Here is a 23,298-nt window from a genome sequence, read left to right on the forward strand (position 1 = left end):
AGCTAACTGCGCTGCTCTGAGATCGCGTCAGGGATTTCATTCGGCCGAACCTCCCGTTGAGGGATGGCCTCACGCTGTGTCATTTGGAATATCGCTTCGAAGCGTGTCGCGATGGTGACGATATTAAAGGCACCTTCTGCGAAGCGACGCCCATTCTTTGACATCTGGACCCGCATTTCGGCAGACGTCAGCATTTGCTTTCCAGCTTCAACGAATGACTTATCGTCACCAGGCTCCACCACTATTCCTGCACTTTCTCGACCGATCAGTCTTGCCGCAAGGTTCTGAGACGGAATTGCAGCCAGTATCGGCTTGCCCGCTGCTAGATAAGAAAGAACCTTTGACGGTACAGAAAACACTCCAGCGTCGGGCTCCATGAGCGCACAAACAAGATCTGCGGCACCGAGCATCTTCGGCAGGTCCGAGAAAGATACCCAAGGCTTGACCACCAGATTGGATATTCCAGCTCTTTGAGCCGATGCTTTTAACGCATCAACCACAGAGCCTTCGGAAAACACAGTAACCGTTGCCTCTACCTGCCGAGCAAGATCTAGGAGCACACTTGGATTATGCTTAAACCCGAGAGTTCCAGCGTAGACGACATTCATTCGGCCAACGAAATCGTTCGCAACGGCCCAATCGTTTTCTTTTGGGAAGATGGGCATTTCCTCGAGGGGGGCCCAGTTCTCGATGACCGAGACTCTATCAACAGGAACGTCGAGCCTCTCAAAGAACGGCAAGAAGTCAGCCGTGATCGAAACAATCGCATCGCTTCGCCGAAGAATCCCGGCTTCCATACGACGATAGTACCAACCTACTACTTGCCCGAGGATAGGCATCTTCTTCGAGAGAATCCGTGTGATCGCCTCCCCGATCAAGTCCTGAACCCAAAAAACGAAGGCTGCCCCATTCTCCTTCGACGTTCGCAAAATCTGCTTTTGCGCATCGAGTGGTGTATTGGCAGAAACAACTACGTGGGGTCCGAATTGCCGAACTTCCTCGCACAACGCTTTCCCGTAAGCGATCTCCTGTGATCGGCGCTTCAGGAACGAGTCTTTTAAGAAAGGCTCGTCGATGCTTACCCCGCGAATGTCAAACCCTTCGGGATCATCGCTCGATTTTGTTAGATTTCCATGGGGTGTCTGGAATCCAGCAAAATACAAATGCAGGACTTCGTGCCCTCGGGCGGCCAGCGCCCGACTGAGCTGAGCTTGAAAAGGATGACCAGAATAGTCGTGTATCAGGATTCTCATGCTCGATCTGCAATATACGCCGGCGGCCCACGAGTGACAGCCCTAGTCAACTGAACAATCGGAATGAAGTGCTTCAAAGTGCCTCTGATAAGCTCACCAGCGTTGCTAGTGCTGCGCCTTCGAGCTTGGCTTCAAGTAGCACACTCTTCCGTTATCGCTAAATGCGTTTCAGTTCAGATCATATTAATAGTGAACGCGACGCGCGCGCACAAAGTAGAAGCAATGGATGAAGCAAAATAGAGCATCCTGTCTTGATGCCTTCATCAAACGCGAAAGCATCAGAGACCGGCTCCGCTAGCCTAGACCTGCGAATTTTATCAATATGCCCGCCGCAGCACAGGGCCGACCGACGCGCAAACGCGGTCCATATACCAGCCATAGGGCGTCTCGACCCGCACCAGGGGACAGTGGCGCACTGGTGCATACCGGTATGGGTAGGGCTGCGCCCAGAACGTAATAGGCGTCGCTTGGCTCGCACCCAGCAGAGCTGCCGGCGCCGGCATTTGCATTGCCGCGCTCGCGCCGCTCGCTGCACAGAAGGAAACGGTTGCGGCCAAAAGGCCTGCTCGCATCAAGGTCTTAAACATCCAAAAAACTCCTCGCCCCTGCGGATTTGGTCCATTCCCTGCGCCCCACCAAAAGGACGCAACCCGAGAACCACCGCGAACCAGCCCAAATAGTAAAGCCAAGATTACCAAAGCTACGGCCAAAAAGGCAACCGACGCTGCAGCTTGGGGAGGGACTTTGTAGCGAAATGGCCCGCAAGTGTGGCTTCTTGGTCCTATTTTTCCTCGCTCCAGGCGCCCGGGGCAGCAAGGTCAGGTGAACGTCGGTACACATCTCGGAGGAACTGGTAGTTAACGGTCTGGGCCAGCGGCACGTCTTCCTCGCCAAGCTTGGCGAAGAGAAGGATATCCCGGAGCGTCCGCCAGCGGCTTTCGTCGTAATCGCCGATGCGCCCCCCTGTCGGCAATACGAGCGGACGTATCTGCTGCAGTTCGAATTTCAGCCGCTCAGGGTTCGGCTTGGCCGGTCCGGTAACAGCGAGAACGGGCATGCTCCGTGCATAGTCCGCGTAGGTGAATTGCCATCCCCGAATGACGCCTTGAAGCACATCGGCAATCATGGATGGCTGTTCATGGACGAGAGCATTGCTTGCGAAGTAGACCAAGCCAGGAACATGGATCCCGTAGTCTTGCGGTTTGATGACATTCAGCTTCACGAAAGCCGAACTGGAGGGATCCGGTTGCTCGTCGATGGCCGCGATGACGGCATCCACCTCTCCGGCCCGCAGAGCCTCGAAGCTGTCGCGATCAGGCACCTTGGTGATCTGGCTTCGGGGCAGGCCGAGCTGCGCCATCATGGCGTCAAACACCACATCTCCCTCGCTCGCCCTTCGGTATCCAACCCGCTTTCCGACCAGATCAACCGGCCGCCGCAAGCCCGAGCCTTCGAGGGTGAAGATCGCAACCGAGGTATCGAGGAAGCTTGCGGCAAACGCAGTGACGGGAGCACCGCGCCAGGTTGCCAGCAGAAACTTCTGGCCGCTCGTCACGCCGATGGCATGTTGACGTGCAACGGTTTGGACGAAGTCCGGGTCAGGTTGGGCCGCCAGCTCGATGCGGGACGAGAAATATCCCTGCTTCGACGCAGAGAGCTCCCCGGCAAAGCGGGCCGCGTATGGCCCGTCCAACAGGAGCTTGACCGCGGCAGCAATCGGAGCCGTCGGAGTTCCTACGGGGGCGGCATCGGGGCGGAGCAGGAGAAGCACGGTTCCGACCAAGGCCAAGGCAGCAAGGCCAATGGCGAGGCCGAGCTTCCCTTTCGACCGGGTTCGCCGCCGGGACTGGGTTCGAGGCAATGAGAACTTCCTAAGAGGCTGTCAAATTTAACATATCAGGCGAGGCGAGATGAGCTACAATGCAGCTTGTGGGGTAAGGTTAATTTTTCCTTCGCCTTGTTTTAACAGCGATTTTGACCGATAGCACGGCGTGTTCGGATAATGAATTTTGCGTCGATGGGTTTGGCAGGATGACGATTCTTTCGACACGGCCGGTGCCTGTCGCTGATTCCACGGCGAAAATTGGCGTGATTGAGCCAGCCCCCGTCACAGCTTCAGGTTTCGCGACCAGCTGGATGCGTCCTGTGGTCGTTGAACGCCTGATGGCGGTGGTCGATGCGGCGCTGGTCCTGGTCAGCGGGATCGGTTGCGCGGTCGGTTATCACATCATCACCGCCGGCACGCTCGGCAAGGCGGATGTCTATGCGGCGGCCAGCGTGCTGGTTGCGATCAATTTCGTGCTGCTGACGACCGTGCAGCATGGCTACCGCCTGAAGAACATCACGAACCTTCCGCGCACGTTCCGGATGACGCTGACGACGTGGACCGGGCTGTTCGGGGCGCTGCTGGCGATCGCCTTCACGATGAAGGTCAGCGAGGAGTTTTCGCGCGGCACGACGATCTCGTTCTACCTGGTCGGCCTTGCCGTCCTGCTCGCCTGGAAGACGCTAGCTGCGCGCTGGACCGCGCATGCCTTGCGCACCGGCGCCTTCGCCAACGGCCGCGCGATCATGATCGCCGAGTTCGGCCTTGCGACCTCCTCCAACGCGGTCGACGACCTCGGCCAGCACGGCTACCGCCTGGTGCGGGTGATGGAGATCCCGGCCAAGGAGCTGGCCTCGCCGCTGCTGCTCTCTTCACTGGCGCCGCGCTTCGACGAGCTGATCGCCTTCGCGCGCGAGCACCGGATCGAGCACGTCTTCCTGCTGATGAACTGGAGCCGGCAGCATGCGATCGACAGCATTCTGGACGCGCTGAAGATCCTGCCCATCCCCGTGCATCTGGTGCCGGACCCCAACGCCGCGCGGTTCCTGCGCTATCCGCTGGTGAGCACCGGCAACACGTTCACCGCCGAGCTGCGCCGCGCACCGCTGTCCTGGAAGGAGCGCGCGCTCAAGCGGACGCTCGACCTGGTCGGCGCTAGCTTTGCGCTTTTCGTGTTCGCGCCCGTGATGCTGGTGACCGCGCTCCTGATCAAGCTGAGCTCGAAGGGCCCGGTGCTCTTCCGCCAAACTCGCCACGGTTTCGGCGGGCGCGCGTTCAAGATCTTCAAGTTCCGCACCATGCGCGTGCTCGACGACGGCCCGACCATCGTGCAGGCGCAGAAGAACGATCCGCGCGTCACGCCAATCGGCAAATGGCTGCGCAAGACCTCGATCGACGAGCTGCCGCAGCTCTTCAACGTGCTCAAGGGCGACATGTCGCTGGTCGGCCCCCGCCCGCACGCAGCCGCCCACAACACTGAATATGAGCAGATCATCGGCAACTACGCCTTCCGTCACCACGTCAAGCCTGGCATCACCGGCTGGGCCCAAGTTAATGGTTACCGCGGAGAAACCCGCACGCTCGACCTGATGGAGAAGCGGGTGGAGTATGATCTGTGGTACATCAATAATTGGAGCTTGACATTGGATATCAGGATCGTCGTGCGAACCGCCTTTGGCGTGCTTAAGACGTCGGCATACTAACTAGTTCGCCTTTGGATCGACTGCCCTCCTATGAAAACCAATCGACGTTTCATCGTGGCAATCGGACAAATCCCCCCACCAACAGATGGGCTCGCCTACATCACGTCGGAATACGTCAAACTTCTTGCGGAGGATCATGACGTCAAGGTTCTGAACATCTCGCCGAAAGTATCAAGGCGTGGACTTGCCTACCATCTGTCTCGGACTGTTTCAGTGTTGCATGGGTCATTACACCTCATGGCCAACGCGTGGCGCGAGAATCGGGCCTGCTACATGCCATGCCAAAGCGATTTCGGGCTCTTATACACGATCTATCTTTTGGCCATCGCCCGGCTGTTCAGCTATCCGACATACCTTCATCACCACAATTTTGGATACATCAACGAAAAGCGCGGGATGATGGAAGCCGCCCTCCGGGCCGGCGGCCCAGAGGTGGTCCATATCTTTCTTTGCGACCATATGAAAGCGCGTTTTGGGGAGACCTATCGGCAGCCAACTCGCTCCTTAGTGATTTCGAACGCCGCCTTCGTACGCCCCCAAGCAGAGCGCCCCCACCTCTCCTCGTTTGAAGGACCTCTCCGAATTGGGCTTCTCAGCAACCTTAATCGCGAAAAAGGTCTTTATCTCTTCCTGGATCTATTGCGAGTTGCACGTGACCAAGGCTTAAACATCCATGGAACGCTCGCTGGCCCGGTGCGCGAGCCAGATGACCAACGCGCTCTTGAAATAGCACAGAAAGATCTTGGCGATCGCCTGCACTACACTGGCCCTCTCTACGGCGATGAGAAGATCAGATTCTACGAGTCGATTGACGTGTTCGTATTTCCCACCATTTATGCGAATGAAGCCCAACCCACCGTACTCTACGAAGCAATGGCGGCGGGCAATGTCGTCATCGCATATGATCGGGGTTGCGTTGCTTCGCAGCTCAAAAAGCAAGGAATCGTTATCGCGCAGGACGAGCCGTTCGTGGCCACTTCCGTAGCTTGGCTGCTTAACCTTCAAGCAAATTCTGACAGATTTTCGACCCGCACTTCGGTAGCGTTATCCATGACCGAAATGCATTTAACAGAGAGGGCGAAGGCGCGCGCCGCGCTCTTCACCGTTTCCTTTGGTCTTTAGCTGAGCAACAGATTATCTTATGAAGATTGCGATCTGGCACAACATCATGTGGTCCCGGTACAAGGCGGTGGTGTTTTCCTCAATCCATCGTCAGGCCCAGGCCGAGCAGATCCCGGTCAATTTTTACCAAATTGCCGAGACTGACGCTAACCGCGCCGGGCTATCTCCCATCGACCAGAGCTGGCATCGCTATCCATTTACATTGCTGTTCAAAGGTGCATCTTCAGGGATTCCCCCCCTCAAGCTGCTATGGAGGGCAGGCATACTGACCTGGAGAGATCCAGCCGACATTGTGATCCTCGCGGGCTACGAAAGACCCGTTGTTTGGCTTCAGGCTCTTATCCTAAGTCTGAAGCGAAAACCGTTCGCGCTATTCTGCGATTCCACACTTTACGACCAAGAGCAGAAGTTTTGGAAGGGGATCGCTAAAAGGCTAATCTTTAACTGGGCAGATGGCATCTTCTGCTACGGCATAAGAGCCAAGGAGTACGTAAGCTTCTACGGCGTGCCGGCGGGAAAGAGCTTCATACGTTGCCAAGCTGCGGCGCTGCCAATGGAATATTCCGTCGAAGGTGCGTTACGGCAGCGCGTGCAGCATACACTCAAAGGCGATTCCCCACGGTATCTATACGTAGGACGCTTATCCGGCGAAAAATCGCTAGACCACCTTCTTCGCGCCTTCAAAGAAGTTGTGACTGCACGACCTGATTCACGGTTGGTCCTAGTAGGGAAGGGTCCACTTGAGCAAGAGCTACGCAAATTGGCCATCGAGCTAAAGATCCAAGAGCGGACCCTCTTCGCTGGGCCAAAGTTTGATAGCGACTTGTTTGACGAGTACTCGAAGGCCACCTGCCTGATTCTCCCAAGTCACAGTGAACCGTGGGGTCTCGTTGTAAATGAAGCACTAAGCTATGGCTGCCCTTCTATTGTGAGCTCGCGATGCGGCTGCGTGCCTGAACTCATTGTCGATGGCAGAACCGGATTTTCCTTTGAGTGGGGCGACATCAAGCAACTTGCCAAAGCAATGATCGACGCTACCCAGGCATTTTCGGACGTCGCTGCAACCGCTCATGCGTGTTTCGACCGGATTGCACCCTATAGCCCCGACGCCGCGGCTAGATCTATTTTGGAGGGATGTGGGGCCATTCAAAATGCCCGCTCTGGTCGGCTCAAATAGGCTAACATCGCAAGCCATGGCCGCTCCTCAGCACTTATCACTCAGCAATGAACCGCGCTCAGCTACCGAACCGGTGGATACGTGAAGATGGATATTACCGCATTTGCAAAATCGATAGTTCGCCGCGTTTCCCACAAATTCGGTGTGGAGGTAATCAAAGCTCCAAGCCTGATGCGATTTCTCGAATCGAGGGAAATAGGCCTTGTGCTGGATGTAGGGGCCAACATAGGCCAATTCGCCCGATCGCTTCGCGACAGCGGATACGACCGGAAGATCGTCTCATTTGAGCCGGTCGAAAGCGCCTTTCAGTCGGCTTCAGAGGCATCAAAGCGGGATCCCAAGTGGTCTGTCCGCAAAATTGGCCTTGGCGAAAACACAGGCACCGCAATCATCAACGTTACACAAAATAGCGTTTATAGTTCGGTGGTCGCCCAAACTGCGATCGCACCTTTATTCGATGCTTCAACCAAAGTCCTGAAACAGCAAACGTTCGACATATATCGATTGGACGACCTATACTCCGAATTCTCAGACGAGAATACATTTCTTAAAATCGATACGCAGGGATTTGAGAAGGCAGTCTTGAACGGAGCCAGAGATTCGCTCGCCAAGATTCTCGGCATTCAACTTGAGTTACCGATCGAGCATCTCTATGAAAACTCCTGGTCTTTTGAAGAGGCCCTCGCCTACATGAAAGAGCGGGACTTTGTCTTGGCGCAGATCAGACCCACCACCGGGGTAATGAGAGACAGGGCGTCTCTCTTAGAATTCGACTGCGTATTCAGGCGCAAATAGCTTACGCTATCCCTGCAGAGTAAACATAGCATGTCATCTGAATATCGCCGCAACACAGACGCGCAGCAGGGGGACCAAAGTGCTGGGCCCGAGCCATATAGGACGCAGCTCATATTTGTCGACGATGGACTTAAAGAGACCGACTGGCTCCGCCAGATTTTGCCCGCCGATCTAATCAGCACTGTTACCACGCTTGGAAACGAAGATTGTCGAGATCACCGCCTCTATGTGTTCAGCTCAAACAAACGACGAATTGCGGATCTAGCGGCCAGCTTATCTATCCCGGCACCTGTCCGTTATTCGGTGGGCTTATGCCATCTCTCCGACGAGTGGTTTGAGACTGACACATCTTACTATCAGAAATTCGACTATGTGATTAGGACCCATCACGCTCGCCGTTTTGAAAGAGGGGGAATCTTCACGATCCCTCTAGGATTTCCAAACGGCACTGGCCAGCCTCCAAGTATCACACCCATCACAGTACGAACAACCCCTTGGAGTTTCGTTGGTACACCGGTGACCACCAGGCATCAGATGGCTCGCGCTATGGATACGGTGCAAGGTGGCAAGTGTATATTTTATGATCCAGCCAAAGGCGAGGCGCCTCCTCTAAGCAAAGCTGACTTCTCCGAGCTCATGAGCGATACGGTTTTCTGCCCGGCTCCGATGGGCAACGTCATGCTTGAATCTTGGCGGTGCTACGAAGCACTGGAGGCCGGCGCAATTCCTCTTCTAGAAAAGAGATACTTTCTCGATTATTTTGAGAATTTGCTCGGCCCTAATCCAATCCCCACATTCTATCACTGGAGTGAGGCTAGCGACTTCGTAAAACTTATGCTGGCGAGGCCAGAGCAATTGGCGGAACTGCAAAAAGAAGTCTTCGAATGGTGGCTGAAAAAGAGGATAAGCATCAAAGCGCAGCTTGGTGATTTTCTGCGCAAACAAATGGGCACCTGCGAAGGCGTTCGGTCGATGATTGGCAATGCGAATAACGCAGTCCCCTTTGCAAGAACCTCACAGTATCTTGAGTTAGCAAAACATCATAATGCTTATGCTCTCACGTATCGTCTCAGGCGGATAGCCGACCGCGCGCTTAGAGGTCATGCACTCGTGAGGCACGGTGTTCGCTGACGCCGACGACTCAAACCGTGGCGTACGACCGAGCGAGCCGTCACGCGGCTATTTGAGCGACGTCGGAGCAAGCAAGTGAAGAGCACACTCAAGCGGCGGCTCGCTGCAAACTTGGTGGCCAACGCTGTCGGTAAGGTCTGGGTAATGCTGGTGCAGCTCATCTCTGTACCAGTGCTCACGGCGAAGTGGGGCGCTAACGGATATGGGCTGTGGCTCATGTTAACCACGATCCCAAGCTATATCGCGCTTAGTAGCTTTGGATTTGGCACCGCGGCGGCCACAGGCATGACCCAACAATGGGCCGCAGGCGACAGAGATGGGGCTCTCCGCACTTTTCAGAGCGTATGGGCTCTCATCTCGATGATCTTGTTATTTGTAATGCTGCTTGCCGTCGGCATTTGGATATTTGGTTACGAGCTACTGCCGCTGTCTCGAGACGCTGTGGATGCCGGGTTTGCTTTGGTGTTCTATTCGGTCGCAGCCGTCCAGATGAGCTTGGTCGCTGCCGGATATCAAAGCACGGGGAGGTATGCTCAGGGCACATTTCTCTACGACCTGATCGGACCGGCAGAGACCGCAGCCCTTTTAGGAGCCGCTCTACTTGGAGGCGGCATGACAGCTGTAGCAGCCTCAATGACCGCTGTGCGTATCGTTGGCACCCTCGCCTATTACCTCTGGCTTCGAACACGCGAGCCGTGGATCAAGTTGGGCTTTGCACACGCTTCGTGGGGTGAAGTGAAACGATTAGCGAATCCAGCCGTCGCATCGCTCAGCATGACCTTATCAAGCGCATTAAGCCTACAAGGCTTAACATTAACTCTGGGCCTTTTTGTCTCACCCGCCGCCACGGCCGCCTTCGCAACCACGCGGCTTCTTACAAGGGTGCCTCTTCAATTCACCGCGCTCATGAGCCGAGCATCCCTGCCGGAGATGACGGCGGCTCATACCAGAGGAGACCGGCCAATTGTCGCTAGCCTGGCGCTCGTTAGCCTATTGAGCACAGCTATTGTCGTCGTGCCATCCACAATAGTATTTATTGCATATGGGCCGGTCGCCCTAACTTTATTGTCAAAAGGTGAGCTTCACGCAGACGCCTCGTTGTTCTTCTGGCTCGCCTTAACCGCGGCATTCCAAGCATGCTGGACAACCGTGGGACAATTCCTTTTCGCGCTCAACAAGCAGCAGAAATTTGCCTACCACTACATCCTTCTAGCAGCACTTGCTGCTGCGTCGCCCGTTTTCGTCGGATCCACTTCAGACCTTGCAGGCGTGGCCGCAGTTTGGTGTGCGGCAGAATTCGCAATGCTTTTGGTAGTCTATCGAGCGTGGTGGCACGAGAACCACCTAACATCTCTTGACTTTCTGCAAGGTCTAAAACGGATCTCTACTCATGTCGGAATATCTAGAACTTAAGGACTCGCGCTCAATACGAGATCAACTTGATGAACGCCGACTACTTCCTTTCGCCAGCCAGATTGAAAGCGAGACGGCGACAAAATGACCAACAATAATGGACATACCCACCATAAACGATCCTCGTAAGACCATAAGCACGATGATCGGGGAAGCGCATCGGAATAAACCTCGAATGCTAAGCTGTTCGATTGCTGGCCCCTCAAGCCTATTGACCAAGGCGAGAAAAGCAACTGCGATCGCCACCGCGCCAACAGCGCCCCACGCAAAGAATCCCTCCGCGATAAGAGGTTCAGACAGATTGTAATTCCACAAACCACGATAGGCTCTGAGTGTGTCTATGAGATAGTACGGCGTAATCTCATTCTTTCCAGGCCACACATTTCGAGGCACAAAGAACAGAATGCCACTGACAATGTTCCAGCCTCCATCGATTCCACTGGTTTCAACATGCCTAAGCGTATGACATAGAAGCGAGAACGCGTCGTAATCCATCGTAGTCAAAAACATATCGAATCCGCCATTCCCCAAGTACAGGCTGGTGCCGGTCCGAAAAACGTTAAATAGAGGGGCGACGATTGTGCCTACCCCGAGGAGAGATAGAAGAATTCGGGAACCTGCGCGCTCTGAATTGAAAAGAAAAAGGACGCCCGCAAATACGAGCACAGAGAACTGATAACGAGATAGTATCAGGAAGTTGTTTAAGACAAGACTGCCTGCGATTGCGGTGGCGAAGGCAAATTGCGCAGCGGGATTTCGGCCCTTTACCGCGATCGACATTCCGACAATTGCGGCATAACATGCGAACGGGAAGATCGCGCCGACAAAGAGCAATCCACCGACCTGCCCAACTTGAGAGGTAATTATTTTACCGGCCGTCTCTCGATCGCTAAATAGAGACGATCCTACGACGAGGCAGCCGATCGCAGTTGCCGAGGCGCTCGCTAGCCACAGAGTAGGTAGCGGCCTCTGACGAGTGACAACAGGCGGCACCGCAGATCGCCATGCACGGGGGCGAGTAGCGAAACGCAACCCGATCAGGCAAAGAATGCTCCAGACAAGAACCATAAGAACTGCATCTTGCAGTAGATCTAAGTCTGCAAAGATCGGATCAAATCGATTTCTTATCTGCTGCGTTGGCGCAACTGAAAAAAACACCAAGTTGAAGTAGAAAATGGCTGTGTAGACAAGCTTGTTCTTTCGCACAGCAAGCACAAGCCCAAAAAGATTGACCGCTCCGATGGACAACAGCAATGTCCACACCAAGGTAGTCGCGAGTGGTTCCATGGCGAGTAGATATAGGTTCCATGCAACAAAACTCGCAAACCCCAGAAAGAGAAAGGCATCAAGCACGCCCCAAAGGCCTGCTCCCAAGACATTAACGCGGGCTCCGTTTTTTCCTCTTAGCTTCGCAAATCGGGTAGCTGCGCTGTATGCGACATCAGAGCCTTGTGTCATCAGCAGAGATACTCCAGAACAAGAAAGGCCCAGATTCCATCGTTAGATGACTCTAACGGGTCGAAAAGAGATTCAACGGCTAAGGTAAGGGGCTGATACGAAGCCTCTTTTACATGATAGCCAGGATTGATGCTCAAAGGCTTTCCGCTACTCAGCGCGTTGGCACGGAATCCACATATAAATTCCTCCCCCGCGCGAGACACACGCACACGAACGACGCCATCGAATTCCTGAGCATTATCGACGTATAATGTACCTTGCGCCGGAAAATGCACGAGCGCATTGAATTGACCATTTCGCTGAATAATAGCGGCGCCCTTTACGTCTCCACCTTGGGCACGAATGTTCATCACACCTCGATTACGTTCGCGGACTTCGATGTCAACAATGTAATCGCCCTTACCTAGCGCCTCCCATCGAAAATCCTTAGCATTTCCATGGCCCGGAGAGATGCCCGGCCCGGCTCTGCGAAGGTCGATCTTTCCCTCTTGTCGCAACCCCACCTGCCTTAGAGGATACAAACAAACGGAGACCAACAAGGCGCCAAGTGGCAAACTTGCGACGTGATCAGTAACGTCTCTGGAATGAATAGGAATTCGCAGAATTTGGCGATCCGCAGAAGAGATTTTTTGTGTCGTTCCAGATTTCATTACCCAGGGGACCGGCGGCATTCCGCTGCGGACCGCCTCAGACCGACATCCTAAGAAACTGAATTTCGGCGACACCGACGATTTCAACAAAGCATCGTCAGCCAAGACCATAGACTCCGGTTCCGTGGCAGATAAATGCGAGCAGCCGGTATACGAAACTCCGAACCCTCGCTCTGGCAATCCAATCCGATTGGCGAGATCAGAAATCGCACGAAACTGATGGCGTCCAATTAACGTGCAATCCTGCCAGTGAAGCATGGCATGCCCCTCAGGCCCAACATCAACGGTGGCTTCTATATATTCAGCAGAACGCCAAGGAGCTTGGGAACCAAAATCGGCGCAAATAAAAGAAATAGCGCCATGTGGCCACTGCGAATGTAGAACCGGCTCATGATCAGAATGGATTTCAAAACGGCAGCCAATACAAACAAAATGGCAAACGCCCCGAAAATGATTTGTCGTTAAAAGCGCAAAGAGGGGGGCATTTGGCTTCGCGATCCAGCTCACATCGCAGCTTACCAATTTGATATGGCCACCTTGGCGTGCCCGAACCCATCCCCCGGTTGACCAAAACTTACAATTGGAGAACCAATAGTTAAGCAGCTGATCATTGCCAGCTAGATCGAGGAAGTAATTCCAACCACCGGAAATCGTGCACGATTCCCATTTAAATTCGCTGTTGTTGTTGGAGCCGGTAAGGTGAAATCCATATGCCCAAGTACCCTTCCAAAGTACATCTGAGCATCGGACGTCTTGCGCTTGTCCTTTTGAATAGCCTTCATAAAACGTTGAGCTAGGATCCTCACACGCAAACATAAGCCCGCTAATGCGGAGGAAAAGAACACCATTGTTGTTTGAAAAGAGCGGTCCAGGGATCTTCGGTGCATATCTGATTGCCGAAATCCCGGGTCCCATTCCCTCATACGACAGACCTAATGTTGCCGTAGGCCATGCGCTATCCAGGAGTGCCTCTGCTTCAGAGACATAGTATGTACCAGCAGGTACTTTAATCTTCACTGACCCAAGCAGGTCCGTCGAAATCTTCGGCTCATTCCTAGACCTTCGCTTCGCGTAGTCGCGAGCTCTCTTAAATGCAGCGGTATCATCAACTATCCCGTTTCCCTGAGCTCCAAACCACCGAACATCAACTTCACCGACGCTATGTTGCCGAACCCAACGACCCTTGATGCTAGCTATTTGAGCAAAGACGAGACCGCCATCTTCCGGCTGCTGACTCGTAGCGTCCCAAACGAAGACTCCGCCTCCGCCGTCATTCGGCGACGCGTAGCCCTTACAGAAGACCGCTCCCAACGCTCCAGGTGTCCCTGCCAACAAAGATACGGACTCTAAAATTGCAAGCGAGAGGCACCCGTCAGCAACGCTAGTTGAACCAAAACACGAACTTGCCTTTGTTGGAGGCCTTTTCACCTCCTCGGCCGCGCTCGCCGATAGGTCGAACCTGATGTGAGCAAGCAGGGAGGCTAGTCCTGCCGCGCTCCGGTAAAATAATCCCCTCCGAGAGAACATCAATTGATGCCCCGATTATTTCTGGGTAAGCGAATAACGAAATATCTTCACGCCCGTCATCGTTCCCAGAATTGAATCTACTCGCGAGTACCCGACCACCTTGAATTCGTTACACTTATCCGCGCCAAAGTAGCAAATCTTCACTGTAATCGCGCGAGCGCAGTTATTCTTTACGCTAACAACGTGATCAACGACATTTGGATTTACGACGTGTGATCGAGCTATCGCTTCCACATCCAAGCACGGTCGATTGAGTCCATCACGTATGATCGGGGAATTCGAGAGCTCCGCGGGCTTTTGTAGAACAAATCTGGATTGATTTAGAGTGCTCGTTTCGGCGAACGAGGGCAGTTCCGAATACACAAGGGAGATGATCGCCAGAACTACAGATTGGCTCAAGCGCTGCATTTCACCAGCGCCTTTCGTCCACTGCAACGCCTGGGACTTCCACACTTAGACCCTCCCTCGCCAAGCGCCTGGCGAATGCTTCGCGAGCGATAATGTCTACGCCGGCAATACCCGCCAGCAAGCGCTCCCTATGTGGCCAACCAATCGTGGTTAGATTATAGGCTGCGTCATCAATGAAGCCGCTCTCAATCATGGCAGCGAATTCCGCCACAATCCGAGTCTGTAGTTCTCTTGGGACCGCAGTAAAGGCGGCAAGAGAGATGCGCTCGCGACGTAAGGCAACCCACCCTTCCGACGGGCCCGCCCGATACGACTGATCCAGGAAACTAAACGCGCCAGCGTCAAGTCCGTTACGATCGAGTGCAAAGGAATACTGCAGAAGCCACAGAAGAGAATCGATTGGACAGGACGAAAGTGCACTAACCAATTCCTTTCCCGCGGCAGCCAAGTTACCGTCGACTTCCCCTGGCCCCTTTCTTTTTTTTGCTGTTTCTGCAAGATTTAGGCCGATCAAAGCCCTTGCTCGCGCGAAGGTAGCCCGCTCTACAATCTGAAAAGTGCGACCTTGCATGGACAAAAGCACATCTCCGAGCAAGTCAGATTTGAAGCGATCGCCGAGAAAAATGCGTGCCACAATATCGTTAGCTGGTGCCATGAGCCGGGCACTGTCAAGCGAGACAGACGACCAAAATACGCTTACGACCCCAAGCGGAAGCAGCACGACCCGCACCCACGTTCTCGCGTTCACGCTTCTTCCACTCATTTTATGAAACTTGACTAGACCTCACCAAAGGCGGAAAGATATGGATGATCGTCATTCCACGTATCCATAACGGGCGTAATACTTCTGGTAATAGTACCGTCCGTGATAGGCCTCGTATCGGGCGAGCAGCTTAGTATCGGCCTTGTTAAGCACCACACCCAGCAGTTTGTCCTGAATTTCGGGCGAGTTGCGCAGATTGTGCCGCACGACATCTATCTTGGTCTTACCCCACTCTACGACGAACACGAAGGAGTCGACGAACGGTGAAGTGACGCGCACGTCCACCACCGGCGCCATCGGCGGCATGTCGATCACAACGTAATCGTACTTCGCTCTCAGCATCGCGACAAGATCTCGCATCGGCTTGGACGCCAACACTTCATTGGTGTGCAGGAGCTTCGAAGTAGTGCCGGCAGCGAGAATTGCGAGTCCCGTCTGCGGATCAACGCTGATGACGTCCTCAAGCTGAACCTTCTGCGCTACGACGTCGACAAGACCTCCCTGCGCATCCGGCCGCAGTGCACGGGACAATGAAGGGTTGCGCAGATCAGCGTCGACCAAAATCACCCGCGCGCCGCCATGGGCGATGAGCTGCGCGAGATTAGTCGAGAGCGTGCTCTTGCCCTCGTTGGGCAGCGTCGAGGTCACCGCCAGCACGCGGTTCTCGCGCACGACAGAGTTGAGATCAACCGCCACCTTCAGCGAGCGCACCGCTTCCGAAAAGCGTGACAGCGGATGGTCGACGACATAGCGCAGCAGATCCGGCTTTGGATTGTTCATTTTGCGGCCGAGATTACCGGGGAGGCCCCCGACGGATGTCGGCATACCGAGCGTCGGCAGAATGGCTACGCAATTGGCGCCGAGCTGCTCCTCGACTTGGCCAGTGGTGCGGAATACCTTGTCAGACAGCTCGCGCGCCATAGCGGCGCCGAAGCTGAGCAGCAATCCTCCAAACAGGGCGGCGCCGAGGATAACGAGCGACTTCGGTGCACTCTTGATAAGCGGCGTCGTCGCCGGGCTGATCACGCGCGCTTCAGTGATCGGGAAAGACTGCTGCTGCACGCTCTCCATGTAGCGCTGCAGGAAATTGTCGTACATCGCTTGGTAGCTCTGCGCGTTGCTCTCGAGCTCGCGCAGCTGAATCTGCGCCTGGTTGGTGAGCTGTGATTCCGAGACGACGTTGGCGAGGCTCGACTTGATCGCATCCTCGCGGGTCATCGCGATGTCGTAGTCGCTCTTGTAGGATTCTTGGATGCGCCTCAGCTCGTCTTGGATGTTCTTCTTGACCTCCGCCATCTGGGTGCGCAGGTTCACCGCGGCGAGATGATCGCGTCCATATTTGGCTGACCAGATCGATTCTTTCGAGGCCATGTCGACATATTGCCCGCGCAACTTGACGATGGTGTCGTTCTTCAACGCATCGGTGACGTTGGCATCGGGAATGTCCTGCTTGAGCATGTCATTCATGCGATCGAGCCGCGCCTTGGCCTCGGCGGTCGAGGCATGCGCCAGAACCAACTGGCTGTTGACCTCGGCGAGTTGCTGTTCGTTCATCAGCCGGCCGCCGGTGTCGACAATGTTGTTGGCGGTCTTAAAGTCGACCACCGCCTTCTGCGCTGCGGAGGCCTGTGTGCGCAGTTCCTTGATGCGGTCCTGCAGCCACACGCTGGCGCGACGGGTGGCCTGATATTTTGCTTCGAGCTGATCGACGATGTAGGCGTCAGCGATGGCATTGGCAATGCGCGCGGCCTTGGCCGGATCGCGCGACGTGAAGCCGATCTCCATCACATAGGTGAGGCCAAGACGCTTGACGGTGCGGTTGCTCTCGAAACGACCGAGCGCCTTGCGAGTCAATTCGAACTCAGAGGAGGCTCGACCAGATGAGAATAGACCGGTGACCGAACTCAAAAGCGTACCGAGCAGTCCGCCGCCGCTGCCGATGAATTCAGGATCCTCGGTCAGGTGCAGATCACGGATCACAGCAAGGCTGATATTCTCCGACTTCAGAATCTCGACCTGAGTCTCCACCGTTGCGGAATCGATCGCGATGTCGCCAAGCACCGATTGCTGCTGGAACAGCTGAACCTTGCGGGTATCGATCACCATCGACGCCGTGGAGGTGAACTGCGGCGCTGCGGTGAAGAGATAGAGCAGCGCCACGATCACGCAGGCCGACACGATCGCGACCATGGTCGGGAATTGGCGCCTGATAATGTCGAGATAGGAGGTCAGCGACTGCGACGCCGAGCCGTCGGCCTCGGCGAAATCACGGTTGATCTCGGAGGTCGGCTTGTTCACCTGCAACATCTAGCAATTCCTGAAAATGGATCGATGCATCTACTTGGGATGAATGTTCGCCAAAGGCCTGGTTTCGTCAGGAGCAAACCCGATGCTGAAGCCCGCGCCGCGCGGGACACTAGCACGATCCTGTCCGCAATTGAACGCGCCTGATGCAGTGCAATGCGCGCTTTGCGCGACTTTTTGCATGAAGCTTAACGGCGCAAAAGCAAAGCGGCGCCCGTGGGCGCCGCTGCCGTGAGATATCATGGGCCGACCGCGAGGGCCGGTTCCGGTTAGCGAAACGGACTAGTGCTGTTGGTCGTGCCGCCGACGCCGCCGCTGCCGCCGTTGGGCGCGCTGTTACCAGTAGTGTTATTGCCGAACGTGGTGCCGCCACCCGCGTTGCCGCCGGTCGCAAAACCGCTGGTACCGGTCGGGCCACCCGCGCCGGTGCCACCGCCGCCGGCGCCGCCGCCGGTCGCGGCGATCTGGACGTCGCCGGTCGCGGCCTGGTAGGCGGCGATCACGTCCTGGTTGCCGGTGCCGGCGATCGCGGCCTGGATCTCATTGGCATAGGCCTGGTCGGTCTGTGCGGCCATGCGGGCGACTTGGGCGAGGCCGCCGACGATCGCGCGCATCTGGTCCTTGGTGGTCGCGGGATCCTTCAGCAGCGCGATCAGGCCGGGAAGCGTGGTCGGATCGGAGGCGCCGAGGTCGCGCACGCGCGAGATCAGCTGCGGGCCGCCGGTCGGATATTGCTGCAGCAGGCTGGTGGGCGCGGCCTTGAAGTCGGAAATGACGGTAGCCGGCAGCTGGCGCTGCGGCGGGTAAACGGCGGCGCTGGCGGCCGACGTGATCGTCGCGGCGAGGGCCGCTGCGGCAGCCATGCGAAGCGCAATCCTGATAACGCTCATAAATACCTCCAAAAATCGGCTGCCCCGATTGCTTCCTCGGCCCGGGCAAAAGGCTGTGCTCGTGGCAGGAACCTAGCGGAAGAGAAAAGAGCTGTCCACTTATTCTAAAGACTTCGTAAACGGCGCAACTGCTTCAAATCTAGACACTTTTATGAACCTTGGGCCGCACGCGCGGCGCGGCGTCCGCAGGTGTCGGACGGCCCTCGCCTCGCCGGCTGGTGGCGCCCGCCTCCGCGACGGGGCGGCCCTCCTTGGTGCGGAAGGATTGCGCCAGGCCGGCGCCGAAAAGTGCAAAGAATGGAATGCTGTAGCCGGGCACCTGCAGGGTGAAGTCAAGGCTCGAATGCAGCAGCGACAGCGTCGCGGTCGCTACCGCGGCGAGCGGGATGATGGCATCGCGCCGGCGGCCGAACACGCCCCTGGCCAGTATCAGCAGCATGATCGCCCAGCCGAGCGCCACCAGCAGCGCCATGGGAATGCCCACCTCGGAGGCAAGCTCCAGCGGCGTCGAATGGGCGGCGTCCCAAACGCCGCGAATCGAGATGTTGGGGCTGCGGTAGGGCGGGAAGGCCCATTGGAAGGTGCCCATGCCGGTGCCGAACCAGGGATTGTCGCCGATGATCCGAAGCGTCGATTTCCAGGCCTCGATGCGGCCTTCGTCGACCAGGCCGTTGCTGTCGAAGCGGCTGGAGACGCGTCCGCCGAGCAGTTGCAACAGGCCGAGCGCGACGGCGGCGCCCGAGCCGAGCGAGATCCAGATGCCGGTGCGCGGCGGCAGATCCTTCCGCAGGAACAGCGTGAACGCGACGATCATCGCGAGCAGCGACAGGCCGACGCCGGCGCGCGAGGTGGTCATGAACATCGCCATCAGGCAGACCAGCAGGCATGTCAGCTGCGGCAGGATCTCTCCGGGCGGGATCGTGCGCACATCGAGCGACAGGCGCCGCCATTCGATGTGCCGCTCAGGCAGCCGGCGGCGGACATCCTCCAGGATCAAGAGCATCCAGACCACCGCACAGGAGCCGAAATAGGCCGCCGCCGTGTTGCGGTTGATGAAGGTGCCGGTGACGCTGCCGAGATAGGCCGTCTTGTCACGCCACAGGATCAGGGTGGGCTCGATCAGGAACGAGAGCACGCCGTAGAGCGCGTAGGCCGCGCCTGAAATCGCGATCACCCACAGCATGCGGCGGGCGCGATCCCGGTTCGCGCCGACGGTGATGCCGAGAACGATCGCAAGGATGTTGGCGAGCGGCGCGCCGAGCGCAAAGAACGCCTCGTTCTTGACGATCGACGCGGACGGGGCGATCGGCACGCCCAAGAGATCCGAGGCCTGCTTCCAGATCGGCTGGAACGGCGCGAGGAAGGGATGGTCGGAGAGCTGCTCGTGCAGCACGAACGCGTAGGCCGCAACGATCACGCCAATGCCGGCGAGCAGCCACAGATGCGGCCCTCTCAGATCGCGCGTCGGCGCGAAGATCACCGCGATCCCGAGACACAGGCACCAGAACGCGATCGACAGATCATTGGTCGAGCCGAACGGGAACGGCGCACCGGCCACCACGAAAAGCAGGAGGAAGGTCGCGGGCAAGCTCCACGACCAACGAATCCTGAACCAGCTGATGTTGGGAGGCCAAAGGCGCATCGTCGTGTCTTGCGGGCTTGCTTTCGGCTTAGAGGAAGCAATCGATCGGATAGATCTTCAGATCCACATTGAGGCGGCTGTTCCGGGTCTGCGCCCGGAACGCATAGAATAGCCCAAAGCTATCACTCCCCTGATCGAGTTTTATTCCAGGGGTTAATTCATCGGGCGGGACCAGCACGCCGATGTGCCGGTTGATGGCTGAAATCTCGATCCGCCCCTCCCCCTCGCCGAAATGCCCCCTGAGCTGGGTCACGGTGACCTTCGGCAGGCCGCGGCGCTGGTGGCAGACGTCCTCCTCCCAGAGCTTGGTCTGCTGGACCAGGGGTTTGCCCGCGCCATCGGGGACAGTGATATCCGGGAAGGACGGACGCAGCATTCCGAAGAATTTGCTCTCCTTGGAATTCGCCGACAACCGGACCGTAAAGGACAACTCGCCCTTGGCGCTCTTGAGGCGCGAGAAGATCGGGGCATCGGGCTCGGCGGTGACGGCGACGTCGATGCGGTGGCGAACGCCGAGCTCCGCAACGGCGCCGAAAGCTGTCCCCGCCGGTGCAAACCCGGCGGCGAGCAAGACGAGAACCGGAACGCGGCAGACTATTCGAAAGCGCATGAAGCTAAAGCCCCCTTGCAATGTCTCGGGGTGAGCAATGACCGGCGCGACGAGGTCAGTGGCGCCAGGATCCCAATGAAGCACCCGGGGCCGCGACAACACCGATTGGATCGCTAAACGAAAATGGCACCGGGACAAAGCCCCGGTGCCATCTCTGTTGGTCGATCAAGTCGCCGGCTTACGGCGCCAGCTTGATGTTGTTGCGGAAGATCAGCGCATCGTTGCTGAGGTTCACGGCATCGCTGCCGGTCGCCATGATCACCCTCAGGAAGTTGAGGAACTTGGCGGTCTCGACGTTGCGCGAGTTCGAGACATAGATGATGTCGCCATTCTTCATCATGACCTTGGTGGTCAGGAAGAAGCCGCCGGGATCACGCAAGTTGACGTTGAAGATGACCGGGATCGTGTCGGACGTGTACTTGCTCACGTCGATGCCGAGCTGGGCAGCAACCTCGCGCGGCTCGCGGCGATAGAGGTACACGGCAGACGGATCGGCCTGACCATCGAGCAGACCACCGGCCTTGCCGACGGCTTCGCCGAGGTTGATGCGCCAGGCGTCGAAGTTGAACTCGCCGCTCTGGCCGCTGCCGCCGAACGCCATGAACTTCTGCTGCTCGCGGTAGACGTAGATGCTGTCGTCAGGACGCACATAGACGTTGTTCTCGGGCGCCATCACGAGATTTTCGAACGGCACGGTGGCCCGCCGTCCGCCACGCTCCAGCATGACCCAGGTTTCGAAACCCTGGCCCTTGATGCCGCCGGCGCGGGTGATCGCATCGAGCACCTTGTCCTTCGCGCCCGCCGCGCTCGCGGGATAACGCGCAGGCGAATTGACTTCGCCGAGCACGCTGATGAGCTGGGTGCGCTGCGAGGACATCGCGACGACCGCCTGCGGCTCGATGGCGCGGTTGCCGATCTTCTCGATGATCGAACGCTGGATCTCCACCGCCGTGCGGCCCGCGGCCTTGATCTGGCCGGCATAGGGCACGGTGATGAAGCCGTCATTGTCGACCGACTGATCCGGGATCGTCACATAGTTACCCGGGCGGACGCCGGCTTCCGCCGGGATGAACAGACCGCCCGCGGCGGCTTCGAAGATGGTAACGCTGACGACGTCGCCGATACCGAACACGATGCTGGCAGGCGGACGGCGATCGGTGAACACGCCGGCAAGCCCCTTGGGCTCATGGGTGTGCAGGATCTTCACCGTGGCCGGATTGAGCGGCACCAGCTCATAGGCCGGTGCGTTCTCAGTTTGAATCTTGTTGTTAACGTCGTCGGTCAGCGGACCGGAGCCGGGATTGGTCGAGCATGCTCCGAGCGCCAAAACGGCGGCCAGAAATGCCGGCTTGAATACATAAGTTCTTGCAAAGGAATGCATGAATCGCGCCCCAGGAGACCCCAATTACCTTCGATTGGTACGGCGGAGTGGGCGGTGCGACAAGGGTTCCTGAATGGTTAACGATGCGATCGCTAGGCAACTGTTGCGTGCGGGACACGCTTTCTCGCCGGGTTTAAGCCTTTGTGACTATTTGTTGTATTTCGTGTGCACGGTCGGCGAGCAACCCGCCCAAGCCGAGGGCGTGGAACCCGAGCCCCGGGCTTCTTGACCCCTCGCCCGTCTGCTAAGGCTGGAACCGTCACAAGAGGATTCCCTGGTGTCTGGCCTCGTTCTGTTCGCTCTTCTGGCAGGATCGCTCCTTGGCGGCGCAGACCGCCCCCTGGATCCCGCGACCTCCTGCGCGCGATCCCCGTGCCGGGGCGCCGCCGTCGTTGAGGTCGCCGCCCCGGCCACCTCCTCCATCTGGAAGTTCAGCCGCACCCAGGGGGGCAAGGAGGGCGAGAGCTTCGCGGCCATCACCAAGACGGCGGACACCACCCAGTCCGACCCGGATTTTGCCGGGCTCATCGTGCGCTGCGCGCCCAAGGGCAAGATCGACGTGCTGGTGGCCTTGATCAGGCCCTTCCCGCCGCGGAGCCACCCCAAGGTCACCATCGCCGCGAGTGGCGGCGGCACGCTGACCGTCGAGGCCAGCATGGCGGCGGCCGGCGCCGCGGTGCTGCTGCCCGATGAGGTCTCGGCCTTTGCCGCCGGCAAATGGCAAACGACGGCCTCGCTGTCCCTAGTCGTCAGGGAAAGCGACAGCGAGATCAAAGGTATGGTGGCGCTGAACGGGCTGCGGGAGGCCTACAATTCGCTGCTGGCAAATTGTGGCCTATAGGCCAAATTTAGCCATACGACTTAAGGGTCTTTTTAGGGTAGGGAACCTAGGCTCCGAAGCACTGGGAGTGTTTCGGATGACCGCGCTTTTGATTTTCAGCTTTCTGGTAGGTGCCGTGCTCGGCCAACGCTTTCGCGTCCTGGTAATGCTGCCGGTCACATTCGCCCTGGTGCTCACCATCCTGCCGGTCAGCCTGATGACAAGCCTCGGCGTCCTCGAAGGCCTGAAGGCTGCGGCCTTCGCCGCCATCGCGCTCCAGGCCGGCTATCTCTTCGGCTCGGCCGCCCGCTTCAGCATGGCCGCCGCCCGCGCCGCGCGCGTGTTCGCCCGGCCGGTCAAGACCGCGCGCTGATCTCGAGATCGCGATCAACCCTTCGCGCGCATGCGCTGGGATGACGGCCAAGT

General features: G+C 57.2%; 18 protein-coding genes. 8 read left to right on the forward strand and 10 right to left on the reverse strand.

All coding sequences use genetic code 11. The annotated features are described in order from the left end of the window. Positions 1-2: 2 nt before the first annotated feature. Positions 3-1,253 (reverse strand): glycosyltransferase family 4 protein, encoded by a 1,251-nt coding sequence (locus QRQ56_RS25415; RefSeq protein WP_438743839.1) that lies wholly within the window; start codon positions 1,251-1,253, stop codon positions 3-5. A gap of 781 nt (positions 1,254-2,034) precedes the next feature. After that, positions 2,035-3,024 carry an ABC transporter substrate-binding protein gene (locus QRQ56_RS25420; protein ID WP_438743841.1) on the reverse strand — a complete coding sequence of 330 codons (990 nt, stop codon included), beginning with the start codon at positions 3,022-3,024 and terminating at the stop codon, positions 2,035-2,037. Between the two features lie 374 nt (positions 3,025-3,398). Here QRQ56_RS25420 and QRQ56_RS25425 point away from each other — a divergent pair, with 374 nt between their 5' ends. The 6 genes from QRQ56_RS25425 to QRQ56_RS25450 all read left to right on the forward strand — a co-directional run bounded on the left by QRQ56_RS25425 (position 3,399) and on the right by QRQ56_RS25450 (position 10,419). Then, positions 3,399-4,781, forward strand: a complete 1,383-nt coding sequence (locus tag QRQ56_RS25425; RefSeq protein WP_438743843.1) for an undecaprenyl-phosphate glucose phosphotransferase — start codon at positions 3,399-3,401, stop codon at positions 4,779-4,781. Between the two features lie 30 nt (positions 4,782-4,811). Beyond that, positions 4,812-5,903 carry a glycosyltransferase family 4 protein gene (locus QRQ56_RS25430; protein WP_438743844.1) on the forward strand — a complete coding sequence of 364 codons (1,092 nt, stop codon included), beginning with the start codon at positions 4,812-4,814 and terminating at the stop codon, positions 5,901-5,903. A gap of 19 nt (positions 5,904-5,922) precedes the next feature. Beyond that, on the forward strand, positions 5,923-7,080 hold the full coding sequence (locus QRQ56_RS25435) for a glycosyltransferase (RefSeq protein ID WP_438743845.1): 1,158 nt from the start codon (positions 5,923-5,925) through the stop codon (positions 7,078-7,080). An 87-nt stretch (positions 7,081-7,167) separates the two neighbouring features. Next, complete coding sequence (locus tag QRQ56_RS25440) at positions 7,168-7,875, forward strand: FkbM family methyltransferase (protein WP_438743847.1); 708 nt, start codon at positions 7,168-7,170, stop codon at positions 7,873-7,875. 30 nt (positions 7,876-7,905) lie between these two features. Further along, positions 7,906-9,006 carry a hypothetical protein gene (locus QRQ56_RS25445; RefSeq protein WP_438743848.1) on the forward strand — a complete coding sequence of 367 codons (1,101 nt, stop codon included), beginning with the start codon at positions 7,906-7,908 and terminating at the stop codon, positions 9,004-9,006. Positions 9,007-9,081: 75 nt separating this feature from the next. Next, a complete protein-coding gene (locus QRQ56_RS25450) occupies positions 9,082-10,419 on the forward strand; it encodes a lipopolysaccharide biosynthesis protein (protein ID WP_438743850.1) in 1,338 nt (445 codons plus the stop codon). A gap of 21 nt (positions 10,420-10,440) precedes the next feature. On the opposite strand, the gene QRQ56_RS25455 is transcribed toward QRQ56_RS25450, so the two are convergent. From QRQ56_RS25455 to QRQ56_RS25490, 8 genes are all read right to left on the reverse strand, one after another. Continuing rightward, the gene (locus QRQ56_RS25455) at positions 10,441-11,877 is read right to left on the reverse strand and encodes a hypothetical protein (protein ID WP_438743852.1); all 1,437 of its coding nucleotides are present in this window, start codon (positions 11,875-11,877) and stop codon (positions 10,441-10,443) included. Beyond that, positions 11,877-13,544 carry a hypothetical protein gene (locus QRQ56_RS25460; protein WP_438743853.1) on the reverse strand — a complete coding sequence of 556 codons (1,668 nt, stop codon included), beginning with the start codon at positions 13,542-13,544 and terminating at the stop codon, positions 11,877-11,879. Before QRQ56_RS25460 ends, QRQ56_RS25455 begins: the two co-directional genes overlap by 1 nt. Before the next feature lie 919 nt (positions 13,545-14,463). Continuing rightward, positions 14,464-15,117, reverse strand: a complete 654-nt coding sequence (locus tag QRQ56_RS25465; protein ID WP_438743855.1) for a hypothetical protein — start codon at positions 15,115-15,117, stop codon at positions 14,464-14,466. Between the two features lie 159 nt (positions 15,118-15,276). Next, entirely contained in the window at positions 15,277-17,532 is a 2,256-nt protein-coding gene (locus QRQ56_RS25470) for a polysaccharide biosynthesis tyrosine autokinase (protein ID WP_438743856.1), read from the reverse strand. Between the two features lie 266 nt (positions 17,533-17,798). Next, positions 17,799-18,419 carry a hypothetical protein gene (locus QRQ56_RS25475; RefSeq protein WP_438743857.1) on the reverse strand — a complete coding sequence of 207 codons (621 nt, stop codon included), beginning with the start codon at positions 18,417-18,419 and terminating at the stop codon, positions 17,799-17,801. 139 nt (positions 18,420-18,558) lie between these two features. Beyond that, complete coding sequence (locus QRQ56_RS25480) at positions 18,559-20,061, reverse strand: O-antigen ligase family protein (protein ID WP_438743858.1); 1,503 nt, start codon at positions 20,059-20,061, stop codon at positions 18,559-18,561. A 28-nt stretch (positions 20,062-20,089) separates the two neighbouring features. Beyond that, the gene (locus tag QRQ56_RS25485; RefSeq protein WP_438743859.1) at positions 20,090-20,773 is read right to left on the reverse strand and encodes a hypothetical protein; all 684 of its coding nucleotides are present in this window, start codon (positions 20,771-20,773) and stop codon (positions 20,090-20,092) included. 76 nt (positions 20,774-20,849) lie between these two features. After that, entirely contained in the window at positions 20,850-22,052 is a 1,203-nt protein-coding gene (locus QRQ56_RS25490) for a polysaccharide biosynthesis/export family protein (protein WP_438743860.1), read from the reverse strand. Positions 22,053-22,329: 277 nt separating this feature from the next. On the opposite strand from QRQ56_RS25490, the gene QRQ56_RS25495 reads away from it, so the two are divergent. Continuing rightward, on the forward strand, positions 22,330-22,893 hold the full coding sequence (locus tag QRQ56_RS25495) for a hypothetical protein (RefSeq protein ID WP_438743862.1): 564 nt from the start codon (positions 22,330-22,332) through the stop codon (positions 22,891-22,893). 76 nt (positions 22,894-22,969) lie between these two features. Further along, positions 22,970-23,245, forward strand: coding sequence for a hypothetical protein (locus QRQ56_RS25500; RefSeq protein WP_438743863.1), 276 nt, complete (start codon positions 22,970-22,972; stop codon positions 23,243-23,245). Positions 23,246-23,298: the final 53 nt, after the last annotated feature.

It is taken from the genome of Bradyrhizobium sp. U531 (assembly GCF_051710265.1).
Classification (GTDB): domain Bacteria; phylum Pseudomonadota; class Alphaproteobacteria; order Rhizobiales; family Xanthobacteraceae; genus Bradyrhizobium.